Raw genomic sequence first — 13,369 nt, 5'->3', positions numbered from 1 at the left:
CATGTCCTCTGGGAAGCGTGCCATCGCAGCCGTCCGGCGGGCGGTGCAGGAGGCCGCCCGCCGCGACGGCCTGTTCCCGCCCGGCGAGACCGTGGTGGTGGGCGTCTCCGGAGGTCCGGATTCGCTGTGTCTGCTGGATGTGCTGCGGGACCTCGCCCCCGAACTGGGGATCGCCCTCCACGTGGCCCATCTGCACCACGGCCTGCGGGGCCCGGAGGCCGACGCCGACGCCGCCTTCGTGGCCCGGCTGGCGGCGGCGTGGGGCCTTCCCTGCACCATCGGGCAGGAGGACGTCCGGACGCTGGCCGCCCGCGAAGGGCTTTCCCTGGAAGAGGCGGCCCGCCAGGCCCGCTACACCTTCCTGGCGGGGGTGGCGGAGGCCGTCGGCAGCCGCACCATCGCCGTCGCCCACCAGGCGGATGACCAGGTGGAGACGGTATTGATGCATCTGGTGCGGGGGAGCGGCCTGGCCGGGCTGCGAGGGATGCGCCCCCGCATGCGGCTGACGGAATTCCACGGCCTGCTCCGCCGCCCTCCTCCGGACCTGTGGTTGGTCCGCCCGTTGCTGGGGGTCTGGCGCCGGGAGATCGAGGCCTACCTGCAGGCGAAGGGGCTCACCCCGCGCTTCGACCGCTCCAACATCGACCAGACCCTCTTTCGCAACCGGCTGCGCCATGAGGTGTTGCCCTTCCTGGAGCGGCTGAACCCCCGCCTGCGGGCGGTCTGGTGGCGCATGGCGGAGGTCCTCGCCGCCGACTATGCGTTTTTGGAGCAGACGCTGCAGCAGGTCTGGCCGACAGTGGTGGCCGTGGAGGAGCCTGACCGTATCGTGTTCGACCTGGGCCGCTGGTCGGCCCTGCCGCTGAGCCTGCGGCGGATGGCCTTGCGGGAGGCCGCCTTCCGGCTGGCCCATCGGCTGCGGGACTTGGGATTCGCCCATGTGGAGGAGGCCATCCGCCTGGCAGCGGATCGGATGACCGGGGGGCAGGCGACCTGGCCCGAGGGCTTGGTCGTCGCGGTGGCCTATGAGGGCCTGATCGTGGCCCGGGCGGAGGCGGTCTGGCCGGAGCCGGATCTCCCCCTCCTCCAGGGGCCCCTGGCGCTGCGCCCGGGGGAGACGCCATGGCCGGACGGCCGATGGGCGGTGATCTGGGAGGAGCTGCCCCGCTGGGATCCCCAACGGCTGGCGCACGCGGATCCGTGGACCCTGTATCTGGATCCGGGAGCGGCGGAAGGCGGCTTGGCCCTCCGCCCGCGCCGGGCAGGGGATCGCTTCCATCCGGCCGGGATGCCCGGCCCGGTGCGGCTGAAGACGTTTATGATCAACCAGAAGATCCCGCGGGTCTGGCGGGACCGCTGGCCGTTGCTGGTGAGCGGCCGCGACGAGATCCTGTGGGTGGTCGGGGTCCGCCCCGCTGCCCCTGCCCTCCCCGCCCCCGCGGCCGCTCCCGTGTGGCGGATCGCCATCCGGCGGGCGGGGTCTTGAGCGCTGCGGCTTATCTCTCCCCCAGAGCCTCCCGCACAGCGCGGAGGATGGCGCCCTCGGCCACCAGGCGCCAGGCCGTCTCCATCCAGGGGGCCATCGCCGTGTCGGCCTCCAGGAAGGGCACGTGGCACCGGAGCACGGTGTAGGCTGCCGCTGTGCCCGTCCCCAGCCGCAGGGGCCGCCCCGCCTGGCGCCGTCGCAGGTCGATGGCCTGTCCGGCGGCGAACAGTTCCGCCGCCACCACCCGTTGGGTGTTGCGCAACACCATCTCGGCGTGGCGGACCGCTGTCGCCCCCATGCTCACGTGGTCCTCGGTGTTGGCCGAAGAGGGGATGGTGTCGGCGCTGGCCGGATGGGCCAGCACCTTGTTCTCCGAGGCCAGGGCCGCTGCCGTATACTGGACCAGCATAAAGCCCGAGTTCAGGCCCGGCTCCAGGGCCAGGAAGGGCGGGTAACGGCCCTCGTTCGCCGCGGGGTCCAGCAACCGGTTCAGCCGCCGCTCCGAGATGTTGGCCAGCTCCGTCAGCCCGATGGCCAGGTAGTCCATGGCCAGGGCGATGAGCTCCCCGTGGAAATTCCCGCCCGAGAGCACCTCCGGCTCCGCCTGGCCTTCCTCCCAGAAGATCAGCGGGTTGTCCGTGGCGCTGTTCAGTTCGATCTCCAAGGCCCACCGCGCGTAGGCCACCACGTCCCGGACCGCGCCGTGCACCTGGGGCATGCAGCGCAGGGAGTAGGCGTCCTGAACCTGCGAGGGGCTCCGTGGGTCGCCCAGGAACTCGCTCCCCTCCAGCAGCCGTCGCAGGAAAGCAGCGCAGTCCATCTGCCGCGGATGCGGCCGGACCCGGTGCAGGCGCTCATCAAAGGGGACGGGAGAGCCTTCCAAGGCCTCCAAGGTCAGCGCGCCGACCACATCGGCGGTCTGCACCAGGACCTCCGCGTCGTAGGTTACCAGGGCCCCCACCCCGGCCATGAAGGCGGTGCCGTTGATCAGCGCCAGGCCCTCCTTGGCCTCGAGGCAAAGCGGCTGCAGCCCCACGGCGGCCAGCGCCTCCGCCCCCGGCCGCCGATGGCCGTCCACCACGGCCTCCCCCAGGCCGATCATGGGCAGCGCGAGATGGGCCAGGGGGGCCAGATCCCCGCTGGCCCCCAGGGAGCCCTGGGCGGGCACCACCGGGTGGACACCCCGGTTGAGCATCTCGATCAGCAGCCGGAGGACCTGGGGGCGGACCCCCGAATGGCCCCGGGCCAGGGTGTTCAGGCGGGCCAGCATCATCGCCCGCACCTGCTCCTCGGGGAGCGCCGGCCCGACCCCCGCGGCGTGGCTTTGCAGCAGATTGTGCTGGAGGGCCGAGGCCTGCTCCGGCGAGATCCGGATGTTCCGCAGGTGCCCGAAGCCGGTGGTCACCCCATACACCACCGCGCCCCGGGCCAGCAGCCGCTCCACCGCCTCGCGGCTGCGCCGGACCCGCCCCCAGGCCTCCGGGGTCAAGTCCACCGGCCGTCCCTCCCGGGCCACCGCTACCACGTCCTCCAGACGCAAATGCTCCCCATCCAGCCACAGGACCGACATCGGCTTCCTCCCCCGGGTGATGGTTCCCCTCCCCGTTATACCGGAGGGGGAGCCCGGCTGAAAGGGGGCGCACCCCGTCGCCAGGGATCCTCCCCGCGGCGGGTTGCCCGGTCGGCTGGGGCGGTCCGTGGTATAATCAGGGCGAACGAAGGATAGCGCCGGCGGAACGAGAAGGGGGGAGGCTCTGATGATCGAGGTGGAGATCGACAGCATCCGCGCCAGCCTGATGTCCCAGCACCGGGTGCTCATCCTCCGGGAGCGGGAGAGCGAGCGCTACCTGCCCATCTGGATCGGCCCCTACGAGGCCGAGGCCATCAACATCGAGCTGCAACAGATCGAGGTCGCCCGGCCCCTGACCCACGACCTGCTCAAGAACGTCATCGCCGAGATGGGGGGCACCATCCTCTACGTGGTCGTCAACGACCTACGGAACGACACCTTCTACGCCTGCATCGTCATCCAGATGGACTCCCGCCGCCTGGAGATCGATTCCCGGCCCAGCGACGCCATCGCCCTTGCCGTGCGGGCCAAGGTCCCCATCTACGTCGACGAGGACGTCATGGAGCGGGCCGGGGTGAACCCGCGGGAGGAGGAGATCGAGGCCGAGGAGCTGGAGAGCCCCGAGGAGAAACTGGAGCGCTCCCCTTTCCGCGATCTCATCGAGTCCCTGGATCTGGACGACCTGGGCGAATCCGGCGAGGAGTGAGGGACCCTCTCCCCCGACTCGCCGGCGGCCCTCATGTCTCACCTTCGGCAGGCCTGCGCCTCCCATCCCCGAGGCCTCCCTCCCGGCTGGATCGGAGCGCAGGGCGCGGCGCCCCCACGGGGGCGCCGGGTCTGGCATCGGTCCTCTGATCCATCGAGGAAGATGACCGGATGGTGGAAGTGGAACGCACGGAACGGATCCCGCTGGCGCCCCACAACCTGGAGGCCGAGGAGGCCGTCCTGGGCGCCGTGCTCCTGGATCCGGAACTGATCTACACCCTGGCGACCGTGCTCCGGCCCGAGGACTTTTTCCTCGAGAAGCACCGCTGGATCTGGGAGGCGTATCTCGCCCTCGTCGGCCGCCGGGAGGCCATCGACCCGGTGACGGTGGCCGACGAACTCGAAGGCCAGGGCCGCCTGCAGGAGGTCGGAGGGCGCAGTTTCCTCATCGGCCTGGCCGCCCGCGTCCCGGCGGCCGTCCACGCCATGGACTACGCGCGTCTGGTGGAGCGGGATGCCATCCGCCGGCGCCTGCTGGAGGCCGCCTCCCAGATCGCCCGCATGGCCTACGAGGACTCCCAAAGCGAGGTCGACGAGCTTCTGGACCGGGCGGAGGCGACGCTTTTCGCCGTCGCCCAGCGCCGCCTCGCCCACGAGATCTCATCCATCCGGGACCTCCTGCGAACCTACTACGAACACATCGAGTACCTCTACGAGCACCGGGGGGAGCCCCTGGGGATCCCCACCGGGTTCCGCGATCTGGACCGTCTGCTGGGAGGGTTGGGGCGCTCGGACCTGGTGATCGTGGCGGCGCGGCCTGGGATGGGAAAGACCTCGCTGTTGCTTTCCTTCGCCCTGAACGCAGCCAAACGCTACCGCCAGCGCGTGGCCATCTTCTCCCTCGAGATGTCGGCCGAGCAAGTCGTCCACCGCCTGGTCTCCCAGGAGACGGGCATCGAGGGCCAGCGGCTGCGCATGGGGGACCTGAAGGAGGACGAGTGGCCTCGCTTCGTCCACGCGGTCAGCACCCTCTCTGAACTGCCTATCTGGATCGACGACACACCGGCCATCTCGGCCCTGCAACTGCGCACCAAAGCCCGTCGTCTTTACGCGGAGCACGGCCTGGACCTCCTCATCGTCGATTACCTGCAACTGATGACTGCCGACATCCGGGCGGAGAACCGTGTCCAAGAGATCTCTTACATCTCCCGCGCCCTCAAGAGCCTGGCGCGCGAATTGAACATCCCGGTCGTCGCCGCCTCCCAGCTCTCCCGGGCCGTCGAGCAGCGCCACGACAAGCGGCCGATCCTGGCCGATCTGCGGGAGAGCGGCAGCATCGAGCAGGACGCGGACGTGGTGATCTTCATCTACCGGGACGAACTGTATAACCCGGACACCGAGAAGCGGAACATCGCCGAGTTGATCGTGGCCAAGCACCGCCACGGACCTATGGGGACGGTGGAACTGTATTTCCGGGCCGACCGGGCCCAGTTCATGAACCTGCAGAAGCAAGCGATCTGAGGGGAAGATGCCCGCGGAGAAAGAGCCGTCCTTCCTGGGTTTCCCGTCCGGGAAAACCCGAACCGTCCCGATCCCGGAGACTTTTTTCACCGAGCTGCTCCCCCGCATCGACCATCCCGGGGAGCTGCGGGTGACCCTCGCCTGTTTTTATCACCTGACCCGCAAGACGGGGAGCCTGCGGATCGTGCGGCGCTCGGAACTGGAGGCCGATCCGGCCCTACGGGCGGCCCTCTCGGTCCAGGAGATCCGGGAGGGGCTCCACCGGGCGGTGGCCCGGGGCACCCTCCTCCACATCCGCGTGGTGGAGGAGGGACAGGAGGATGACCTCTATCTGCTGAACACCCCCCGCGGCCGCCTGGCCTATGAGGCGATCCGGCAAGGGGGGCGCCCGGCCCGCCTGGACCTGGGGGAGTCGGCGGTCCTGGTCGCCGACCGCCCCAACCTGTTCGCCCTCTACGAGCAGAACATCGGGCTGCTCACCCCCCTGATCGCCCAGGAACTGGAGGAGGCAGCGCGGACCTACCCGGCGGAGTGGATCGAGGAGGCCATCCGGATCGCCGTCTCCCGCAACGTCCGGCGCTGGTCCTACGTCCGCCGGATCCTGGAACGCTGGGCGACGGAGGGCCGAGAGACTGGAGGCACCGATGAAGCCCATCGGCGACATGTTGTCGAATCTTGGAAAAGGCTCCGGCGACAGGGAGCGCCCTGAGGGCACCCCGAGGGGCCCGGAGCCGGAGGCGGAAGCCTGCCCGATCTGCGGGGGCCTGGGCTATATCTCCTACGACGTGCCCCCGGAGCATCCCCTCTTCGGCCGCGCCGTCCCCTGCGGGTGCCCAGCGGCCCAGCGGGAACGGGCGCTGGCCGTCGGCCCTCTGCAGGTGCTTCAGGACAAGCGCTTCGAGACCTTCCTGCCCGACGGGATCGGCCTGAGCCATGACCAGGCCCGGACCTTGCGGCGGGCCTATGAGCGGGCCCGGGCCTTCGCCGAGGACCCCCAGGGGTGGCTGGTGCTGCGCGGGGGAACCGGATGCGGCAAGACCCACCTGGCCGCTGCCATCGCCCATCGCCTGCTGGAGCGGGGCGTCCCGGTCCGCTTCGTCAACGTCCCCGACCTCCTCGATGAACTGCGGGCGGCCTTCTCCCCCGACGCCGAGACCTCCTATGCGGAGCGGTTCTGGGCGCTGCGGGAAGCCCCCGTCCTGATCCTGGACGACCTGGGGGCCCAGCAGAGCACACCGTGGGCTCAGGAGAAACTGTTCCAGTTGCTGGACTGGCGCTACAACGCCCGCCGCCCCACCGTGATCACCACCAACCTCCCGTTGGAGGCCTTCGAGCCCCGTCTGCGCTCCCGCCTTCAGGACGCTCGCCTGGTGGAGATCGTGACCATCCTGGCGCCGGACTTTCGGCGCGGGGGGCGGCCAGGGGGCCCGGAACTGAACATCCTCCCCCTGCTGCGGGAGATGACCTTCGAGACCTTCCGGGACCGGCCGGAGCTCCTCCCGCGCGAGCGGGAGAACTTACGAGAGGCGGTGGCCATCGCCCGGGCCTTCGCCGAGGATCCCCATGGCTGGCTGGTCCTGGCCGGACACTACGGGTCCGGCAAGACCCATCTGGCCGCCGCCATCGCCAACGCCGTCGCCGCCCGCGGGATCCCCGCCCTCTTCGTGGTGGTCCCGGACCTTTTGGACTGGCTGCGGGCGGCCTTTCATCCGCGCAGCGACCAGCCCTACGACCGGCGCTTCGACGAGGTGAAACTGGCCCCCCTCCTGGTTCTGGACGACCTGGGCACGGAGAGCGCCACGCCGTGGGCCCGGGAGAAACTGTATCAGTTGCTCAACTACCGTTACCTGGCGGCGGCGCCCACCGTGATCACCACGGCCACCCCGCCGGAGAACCTGGACGCCCGCCTGGTCGCCCGCCTGAGCGACGAGGCCCGGGTGACGGTCATCACCCTGGACCTGCCGCCCTATCGGACCCCTCTTCGTCCGGGCCGGCGGCGCCCGCGCCCTTCCTCCGCCTGAGGGCGGCATCCGTCGCCAGGGCCTGCCGGTAAAGATCCAGGGCCCGCCGGGCGGACTCCCCCCATGAGAAGCGGCGGGCGTGGTGTTGGACTGCCGCGCGCCAGTCGGGGTCCTGGCCTGCGCGGACCCATGCCGCCCGGAGGGTCCGGGCCATGTCCGCCACGTCCCGCGGGTTGAAGAAGGCCGCCAGATCCCCGGCCACCTCCCGCAGCGGTGGGAGATCCGAACAGGCCACCGGCGTCCCGCAGGCCATGGCCTCCAGGATCGGCAGGCCGAACCCTTCCCACAAGGAGGGCAGGACCGTGAGCCGCGCCCCCGTGTAGAGGGCCGGGAGATCCTCCTCGGGAACCATCCCCAGGATCCGCACCCCCTCGTCCGCCTCCAGGGGATAGCGGGGATCCATCGGCCCTGCCAGGACCAGATCCGGCAACCTTCCCTCCTCGGCCAGCCCTCCCCGGATCGCTCGCCACGCCTCCAGCAGCCGCCCCAGGTTTTTCGAGGGCTTGTTGATCCCGACATAGAGGAGATACGGCGCGCACAGGGCATAGCGGGCCAGGACCGCCCGCACCGCCTCCCGCGGGCGGGGGAAGAACGCCGGATCGGCGGCGCCGGGGACCACGGCGATGGGGCCCCTCAGATCCCCGAAGGCCCGCCGCAGGTCGTCCCGCGCGGCCTTGGAGACGACCATCAGCGCCCGGGCGTGGCGCAGCGCGATGCGGTGCCAGAGGCGATACACCCCCCGCTGGAGCGGCGACCACCCCTCGGGGACGCGCAGCGGGGTGAGATCGTAGAGGGTCAGGATCACCGGGGCGGGGTGGGCCAGCAGCCCCAACGGCATCGCGTAATGGAGCCCGTGCACGATGACCGCCGGATCCCGCGGGATCGCCCGTGGGACCACCACGTGCTCCGCCAGGGAGAAAGGGGGAGCCCTCAGGGGGACCAGCCGGACGCGGGGGGAGGCCAGGGTCTCCAGCGCCCACCGCCGGTTCGGGAGGGTGGGGGTGTAGAGCACCGTCAGCTCCAGGTCCTCCCCGCCCGTTTGGATCAGGGCTTCCAGCAAGCGGTAAGCATAGCGGCCGATGCCCGGGAAGCGATCATTGATCACCCGGCCGTCGAAGACCACCCGCATGGCCGCCCCTAAGCGCGGCCTGGCCGTTCGTAAAGTTCGATCAGGACCCCGAAGGCGCCCTTCGGATGGATGAAGGCATACCGGGTGCCGTCGGATCCCACGAGCGGTGCCTCGTGGATCAGGGGCACGCCGGCCTCCCGAAGCCGCCCCATGATGCCCTCGAGGTCCTCCACCTCCACGCAGAGGTGGTGGAGGCCGGGCCCCCGGCGGGCGAGGAAGCGGGCGACCCCCGAGTCTGGCGTGGTGGGCTGGACCAACTCGATCTCCCCTCCCTCTGTGGGGAAGAAGGCCACGCGCACCGCCTCCGCCGGCACCTCGGCGATCCGCTTCAGAGGCAGCCCCAGCAGATCCCGGAAAAACGGCACGGCTGCCTCCAGATCCTCCACGACAATGGCGATGTGGTTCAGCCGGGGCATCTTCCCTCTCCCCATCCGGGGTCTCCGCTTCGATTGTAAGCGTTCCGTGCGCGTCCAGCCAATCGACCGATCGCAGAGGGCGCGGTCCACGGGGAACGGATGGCGATCCTTCCCCCCGGGGGCGAAGGCGAAACGGGCGGGGTCCCGTAGAAGAGAGGAGGGCCAAGGCGCGGATCGTCTTGTCCCCGACCGCCGGCAGGCCCAGGAGGGCTGCGAAGGAGTCCAGCTGGGCCTCGTCGGTCTGCACCAGGATCGAGGCCAGGCGCTCCGGATGGATGTCGCGGATCAGGATCTCGTGGCGGGCCGGCAGGCGTCGGAGCTCTTCTCCCGGGCCAGGGCGGCGACCGCCTGGCGAGCGTCCTCCGCTTCCGCCGCCACCATGTTCAGCGCGAAGAGCCAGCGGGGCGCCCGGCCGGTGTGGAGCGGCAGATCGGCGATCCCGGTGCGGGGCATCGGCTCTACCCCTCTTCTTTCCGGCGATAGAAACACAACACGGTGCTCCCGTAATCCCGGCGGTCCGCCAGGGCCAGTTGGCTCAGGGACAGGGCTTCGAACTCCCGGGGGTGGATCTGGACCACGATCCGCCCCTCCGGAGCCAGCCACCCCGGCTGCGCATCCAGGGCCTCCAGGGTCCGCCGCCACCATCCCCGATACTGCGGGGGCGCCACGTAGATCAGGTCGAACGGCTCGACCCGGCCCGAGCGCAGGAAAACAAAGACATCCCCCCGCACCACCCGCGCCCGGTCCGCCAAGTCGGTCCGCTGCAGGTTCTCCCGCAGGACCCGGACCGCCCGTGGGTCCTTCTCCACGAACACAGCCTCCGCCGCCCCCCGGCTCAGGGCCTCGATGCCCACGCTCCCGGTGCCGGCGAAAAGATCCAGCACCCGGGCCCCCACGACGGAAGCCCCCAGGATGTCGAAAAGCGCTGTCTTGACCCGATCCGCGATGGGTCGGGTGCCGGCGCCCGGGAGGCTCTTCAGCCGGCGGCCCTTGGCCGAGCCGGAGATCACCCGCATCAATGTCCCCAGTCCCGCAGATACCGGAAGTCGATCCCCACCGTCCGCGAGGTCAACTTGGCGATGATCGGCGTCCGCCGCTTGAACTGGGTCTCACGGACCATGCCCCACAGGCGGCGGACGGTCTCCCCGTCGAAGCCCAGGGCGATGACCTGCTCCGGGGTCATGCGCTCCTCGACCAGCAGATAGAGGATGCGATCGGCCTCGTCGTAGGTGACGCCCAGTTCCCCCTCGTCCGTCTGTCCCAACCACAGGTCGGCCGTGGGGAGCTTCCGGACGATCTCCTCCGGGACGCCGACGGCCCGCGCCAACTGACGGACCTGATTTTTATAAAGGTCCCCCAGAGGGGCCAGGGCGTAGGCCCCATCGCCGTAGAGGGTGAAGTATCCCAGCAGGATCTCGGTCTTGTTGCTGGTCCCCACCACCATCCCGCCCCAGGCGGCGGAGAGGTCGTAGAGGATAATCATGCGCATGCGGGCCATCACGTTGCCCCGGCGCCGCTGGTCCATGTCCGGGAACCGCTCGAAGAGGGGCTCCACCATAGGGGTGATCTCCACCGTCTCTGAGGGCACCCCCAGTTGTTCGATCACCAGATGGGCATGGAGCAGGCTGTCGGGGGAGGACGTCCGGTAGGGCATGCGCACTGCCAACACGTTCTCCGGCCCCAGGGCCTCGGCGGCCAGGAAACACGTCAGCGAGGAATCCACCCCGCCGGAGAGGCCGATCACCGCCCGCCGCATGCCGAACTTGGTGATCTCATCCCGGATGAAGCGGACCAGCACCCCGCGCACCAGGTCCGGGTCGATCTGCATCCGCACGTCCACCCACTCCCGAACCCGCCGCGGATCCAACGCCCCGTCCCCCTCGATCACCTGCCACGTCCGCATGCTGCCTCCTCGTCGGCGCCAAGGGTCTGGGAGGCCCCCGGGGCGGGCCACGCCTCATTCCCCGATGATCTGCAGGAGGATCTCCCGCCGGCGGGGGCGGACGTCGAAATCGATCAGCACGATCTGCTGCCAGGTCCCCAGCAGCAGCCGGCCGTCCCGAAAGGGGATCGTCAGGGATGGACCGATGAGGGAGGCCCGCAGGTGGGAATGGCCGTTTTGGTCCCCCCAGCGCAGGTTGTGGCGATACGGGCGGTCGGCCGGGACCATCTCCGCGAACCAGCGCTGCAGGTCTGCCACCGCCCCCGGCTCGAACTCCATGGTCGTCAGGCCGGCGGTGGATCCGGGGACGAAGACGGTGACGATGCCGGCCCTCAGCCCGCAGCGAGCCACCCGCTCCGCCACCGGCTCCGTCAGATCCACCACCTCATCCTTCCCTCCGGTCGAGACCGTCAGCCGCTCGGTGAGCACCATCGGCCCATCCCCTCACGATCCAAACTCCCCACGCTCCAGCCGTCCCAGGAGACGGAGGCTCTCCAGATCCTCCAGGTCCTGGGGGCGATACCGCTGGAAGACCTCCCGGACGGCCTGCATCTGGGCCTCGGTGGCCTGGCCCAGCATCCGGGCGATATCGGCCAGATCCTGCAAGCGCCCGGCTTCGAACTTCATCAGGACCAGATAAGGCAACGGCAGGATCGGCCAGCCGGTGGCCTCCCGGCTCCGCTGGGCCTCCGCCAGGGCCGCCTCCGCCCACTCCGCCTCCAGCTCCAGCACATCCAGCGCGAGGCCTCCGGGGGCCCGCCATGAGGATCCCAGGATGAGCAGCTCCCCGGCGTAATGGAATCCGGCCGCCTGCAGCCGGCGGCGGGCCTCCAGGCCGTCGGCGGCGCGCACCGCCACATCCAGGTCCCGGGTGGCCCGTTCCGGCATATAGTAGCGAGCGGCCATCGCTCCCACCACCGCCCATGGGAGCGGATCCAGGATGGATGGGAGATCGGGGAGTTCGTCCACGGAGGGCCTCCGCGCTGCCATCAGGTCCCAACGGCTCCCCCCCCCGGGGCGGCTGCGGCGGAGGGCCATCCGGATCAGCGCCTTGCGCATCGCCGTCCGGGCGTCCATGGTGTCTATCGGGCCTCGATGGCCATCTCCAGGGGAACCACCTCGAACCATGTGTTCCCAGGCTTCAGGGGTATGGGGTGGCCCTGGCTGTCGTAGAAGGTGAGCATCGCCTCCCGCCGCGGCCGGCGCCACTGCCCGTCAAACCCCTGGCCGTCCCGGAAGATCTGAGCCGGCCCGCTTCCCCAGATCTGGATCTCGATGGAATAGTTCCCCAGCCGGTCCTCCAGGATGTCCGTGGTCTGGTGGTGGGCGTAGACGACCACGACGTTGGCGGCCGACAGTTGCCGCCCGGTGAGGGCGTCCCGATGGGGCTGTCCTGCCGTCCAGCGCCGCCACCGCCCGGAGGCGGCATCGTAGCGCCAGGTCACCGGCTCCACCCGGTAGGGGATGACCAGCGTGGAGACCGGGCGCCCGCCCGCCGGCGGCGCCTCGGCGAAGCGCATCCCCTGCAAGCGGGGCCGGTCGTTCAGGCCTCGACGGGCGGCCTCCTCCCACAGGCGTCGCGTGCTGGTGAACAGCGTGTGCTCCAAGGACAGGCCCTCCCGGGGGATCCGCCAGAAGGCGGGCGCCCCGAGGCCGAAGTCGGGGCTGAGCGCCCACCGGAAGATGTCCGAGGCCCGGATCCGCGCCTTCACCCCCTCGCTGGCTCCCGAGTAGGCCAGGATGGCTTGATACATCGCCGAGATCTCCAGATCGATCAGCCGGGCGCTGCGCACGGAGCCCACCGGCTCGGCGTCCTGGCCCAGGAAGACGGCGGTGAAGCGGGTCGCCCCGCCCTCGGCGTAGTGCTCGAAAACCAGGTCGGCCCGATCCACACCGGACTGGGGGCGGACCACGGGGGGATAGTTGGAGATCTTGATGGCCAGGGGCCGCCGATTCAGGGCCGAGGGGTCGGGGACCTTCAGGCCGGTGAGCGGGTTGACATCCGGCGGGAAGGGGGCCGCCTCCGCGGGCGTCGGCGAGGGCGGAGGGGGGGAAGGCGTCGGGGCCGCCGCCGGCGCCCGCGCCGGGGTCCCCACGGCCAGGGGGGGCGGCATCGTCGGCGTGGGCGGAGGCAGCGTCCCGGCCCGCGCGCTGCAAGCCAGCATCAGCCCCAGGCCCCACCATCCCACCCTTCGGAACACGCCGCGCATCCATCCGGCTCCCGGGGAAAGATATCTAGCCCCAGTATAACACCCGCCCGCTGTCCGGGCGGAGGGGCTCACTCGTCGGATTTTTCAGAGGAAGCGCCCTCCGTAGTCGAGGAACTGGAGGAACAGGACTTGCGGCTCTCGGTGATATACCAGCCATCGCCCTTGAAGATGATCCCGGCAGGGGAGAGCACGCGGCGCACGCCCGGATGGCCCTCCGGGCATGTCTCCACAGGAGGATCCGTGAACCGCTGCTGGCGCTCGAAGCGGATGCCACAGACCGGGCACTCGTATTCGTAGATGGGCATCGCCCATCACCTCCTGGTCAGGATCTCGCCGGGAAAGGGCGGGGGCGGGTCGAAGAACCCGCCA

Annotated in this window: 15 protein-coding genes; 5 read left to right on the top strand and 10 right to left on the bottom strand. The window is 70.4% G+C overall.

Features of this window, described 5'->3' with window-relative positions:
* The first annotated feature begins 1 nt into the window (after window position 1).
* Window positions 2-1,486, top strand: coding sequence for a tRNA lysidine(34) synthetase TilS (gene tilS / locus C4313_RS00585; RefSeq protein ID WP_352427932.1), 1,485 nt, complete (start codon window positions 2-4; stop codon window positions 1,484-1,486).
* A gap of 10 nt (window positions 1,487-1,496) precedes the next feature.
* On the opposite strand, the gene hutH is transcribed toward tilS, so the two are convergent.
* A complete protein-coding gene (gene hutH, locus C4313_RS00580; protein WP_352427931.1) occupies window positions 1,497-3,056 on the bottom strand; it encodes a histidine ammonia-lyase in 1,560 nt (519 codons plus the stop codon).
* Between the two features lie 187 nt (window positions 3,057-3,243).
* On the opposite strand from hutH, the gene C4313_RS00575 reads away from it, so the two are divergent.
* From C4313_RS00575 to C4313_RS00560, 4 genes are all read left to right on the top strand, one after another.
* Window positions 3,244-3,762: a bifunctional nuclease family protein gene (locus C4313_RS00575; RefSeq protein ID WP_352427930.1), complete on the top strand. Its 519-nt coding sequence runs from the start codon at window positions 3,244-3,246 to the stop codon at window positions 3,760-3,762.
* A gap of 170 nt (window positions 3,763-3,932) precedes the next feature.
* Complete coding sequence (gene dnaB, locus C4313_RS00570) at window positions 3,933-5,282, top strand: replicative DNA helicase (RefSeq protein ID WP_352427929.1); 1,350 nt, start codon at window positions 3,933-3,935, stop codon at window positions 5,280-5,282.
* A gap of 7 nt (window positions 5,283-5,289) precedes the next feature.
* Window positions 5,290-5,991: a DnaD domain-containing protein gene (locus tag C4313_RS00565; RefSeq protein ID WP_352427928.1), complete on the top strand. Its 702-nt coding sequence runs from the start codon at window positions 5,290-5,292 to the stop codon at window positions 5,989-5,991.
* Window positions 5,927-7,303: an ATP-binding protein gene (locus C4313_RS00560; RefSeq protein ID WP_352427927.1), complete on the top strand. Its 1,377-nt coding sequence runs from the start codon at window positions 5,927-5,929 to the stop codon at window positions 7,301-7,303. Before C4313_RS00565 ends, C4313_RS00560 begins: the two co-directional genes overlap by 65 nt.
* Here C4313_RS00560 and C4313_RS00555 read toward each other — a convergent pair.
* From C4313_RS00555 to C4313_RS00515, 9 genes are all read right to left on the bottom strand, one after another.
* Window positions 7,230-8,432, bottom strand: coding sequence for a glycosyltransferase family 4 protein (locus tag C4313_RS00555; protein ID WP_352427926.1), 1,203 nt, complete (start codon window positions 8,430-8,432; stop codon window positions 7,230-7,232). The genes C4313_RS00560 and C4313_RS00555 overlap by 74 nt on opposite strands.
* 8 nt (window positions 8,433-8,440) lie before the next feature.
* Window positions 8,441-8,848, bottom strand: coding sequence for a methylmalonyl-CoA epimerase (gene mce / locus C4313_RS00550; protein ID WP_352427925.1), 408 nt, complete (start codon window positions 8,846-8,848; stop codon window positions 8,441-8,443).
* Window positions 8,849-9,133: 285 nt separating this feature from the next.
* Window positions 9,134-9,301 (bottom strand): hypothetical protein, encoded by a 168-nt coding sequence (locus C4313_RS00545; RefSeq protein WP_352427924.1) that lies wholly within the window; start codon window positions 9,299-9,301, stop codon window positions 9,134-9,136.
* A gap of 5 nt (window positions 9,302-9,306) precedes the next feature.
* Complete coding sequence (gene rsmD / locus C4313_RS00540; RefSeq protein WP_352427923.1) at window positions 9,307-9,864, bottom strand: 16S rRNA (guanine(966)-N(2))-methyltransferase RsmD; 558 nt, start codon at window positions 9,862-9,864, stop codon at window positions 9,307-9,309.
* Window positions 9,864-10,676, bottom strand: a complete 813-nt coding sequence (locus C4313_RS00535) for an NAD+ synthase (protein WP_352427991.1) — start codon at window positions 10,674-10,676, stop codon at window positions 9,864-9,866. The genes rsmD and C4313_RS00535 overlap by 1 nt, the downstream gene beginning before the upstream one ends.
* A 129-nt stretch (window positions 10,677-10,805) precedes the next feature.
* Entirely contained in the window at window positions 10,806-11,222 is a 417-nt protein-coding gene (locus C4313_RS00530; RefSeq protein WP_352427922.1) for a secondary thiamine-phosphate synthase enzyme YjbQ, read from the bottom strand.
* 12 nt (window positions 11,223-11,234) lie between these two features.
* Window positions 11,235-11,867 carry a hypothetical protein gene (locus C4313_RS00525; RefSeq protein WP_352427921.1) on the bottom strand — a complete coding sequence of 211 codons (633 nt, stop codon included), beginning with the start codon at window positions 11,865-11,867 and terminating at the stop codon, window positions 11,235-11,237.
* A gap of 5 nt (window positions 11,868-11,872) precedes the next feature.
* Entirely contained in the window at window positions 11,873-13,000 is a 1,128-nt protein-coding gene (locus tag C4313_RS00520) for a DUF3048 domain-containing protein (protein ID WP_352427920.1), read from the bottom strand.
* Window positions 13,001-13,068: 68 nt separating this feature from the next.
* Entirely contained in the window at window positions 13,069-13,305 is a 237-nt protein-coding gene (locus tag C4313_RS00515; RefSeq protein WP_352427919.1) for an FmdB family zinc ribbon protein, read from the bottom strand.
* Between the last annotated feature and the right edge of the window lie 64 nt (window positions 13,306-13,369).

Origin of the sequence: Thermoflexus sp., assembly GCF_040289485.1 — a bacterium.
Classification (GTDB): domain Bacteria; phylum Chloroflexota; class Anaerolineae; order Thermoflexales; family Thermoflexaceae; genus Thermoflexus.
The sequence above is the reverse complement of the archived record's forward strand: the minus strand, read 5'-3'. Positions and strand labels throughout refer to the sequence as shown.

Coding starts and splice junctions, on each gene's coding strand:
- tilS (WP_352427932.1), top strand. CDS start 2: ATGTCCTCTGGGAAGCGTGCCATCGCAGCCGTCCGGCGGGCGGTGCAG.
- hutH (WP_352427931.1), bottom strand. CDS start 3,056: ATGTCGGTCCTGTGGCTGGATGGGGAGCATTTGCGTCTGGAGGACGTG.
- C4313_RS00575 (WP_352427930.1), top strand. CDS start 3,244: ATGATCGAGGTGGAGATCGACAGCATCCGCGCCAGCCTGATGTCCCAG.
- dnaB (WP_352427929.1), top strand. CDS start 3,933: ATGGTGGAAGTGGAACGCACGGAACGGATCCCGCTGGCGCCCCACAAC.
- C4313_RS00565 (WP_352427928.1), top strand. CDS start 5,290: ATGCCCGCGGAGAAAGAGCCGTCCTTCCTGGGTTTCCCGTCCGGGAAA.
- C4313_RS00560 (WP_352427927.1), top strand. CDS start 5,927: ATGAAGCCCATCGGCGACATGTTGTCGAATCTTGGAAAAGGCTCCGGC.
- C4313_RS00555 (WP_352427926.1), bottom strand. CDS start 8,432: ATGCGGGTGGTCTTCGACGGCCGGGTGATCAATGATCGCTTCCCGGGC.
- mce (WP_352427925.1), bottom strand. CDS start 8,848: ATGCCCCGGCTGAACCACATCGCCATTGTCGTGGAGGATCTGGAGGCA.
- C4313_RS00545 (WP_352427924.1), bottom strand. CDS start 9,301: ATGCCCCGCACCGGGATCGCCGATCTGCCGCTCCACACCGGCCGGGCG.
- rsmD (WP_352427923.1), bottom strand. CDS start 9,864: ATGCGGGTGATCTCCGGCTCGGCCAAGGGCCGCCGGCTGAAGAGCCTC.
- C4313_RS00535 (WP_352427991.1), bottom strand. CDS start 10,676: ATGCAGATCGACCCGGACCTGGTGCGCGGGGTGCTGGTCCGCTTCATC.
- C4313_RS00530 (WP_352427922.1), bottom strand. CDS start 11,222: ATGGTGCTCACCGAGCGGCTGACGGTCTCGACCGGAGGGAAGGATGAG.
- C4313_RS00525 (WP_352427921.1), bottom strand. CDS start 11,867: ATGGACGCCCGGACGGCGATGCGCAAGGCGCTGATCCGGATGGCCCTC.
- C4313_RS00520 (WP_352427920.1), bottom strand. CDS start 13,000: ATGCGCGGCGTGTTCCGAAGGGTGGGATGGTGGGGCCTGGGGCTGATG.
- C4313_RS00515 (WP_352427919.1), bottom strand. CDS start 13,305: ATGCCCATCTACGAATACGAGTGCCCGGTCTGTGGCATCCGCTTCGAG.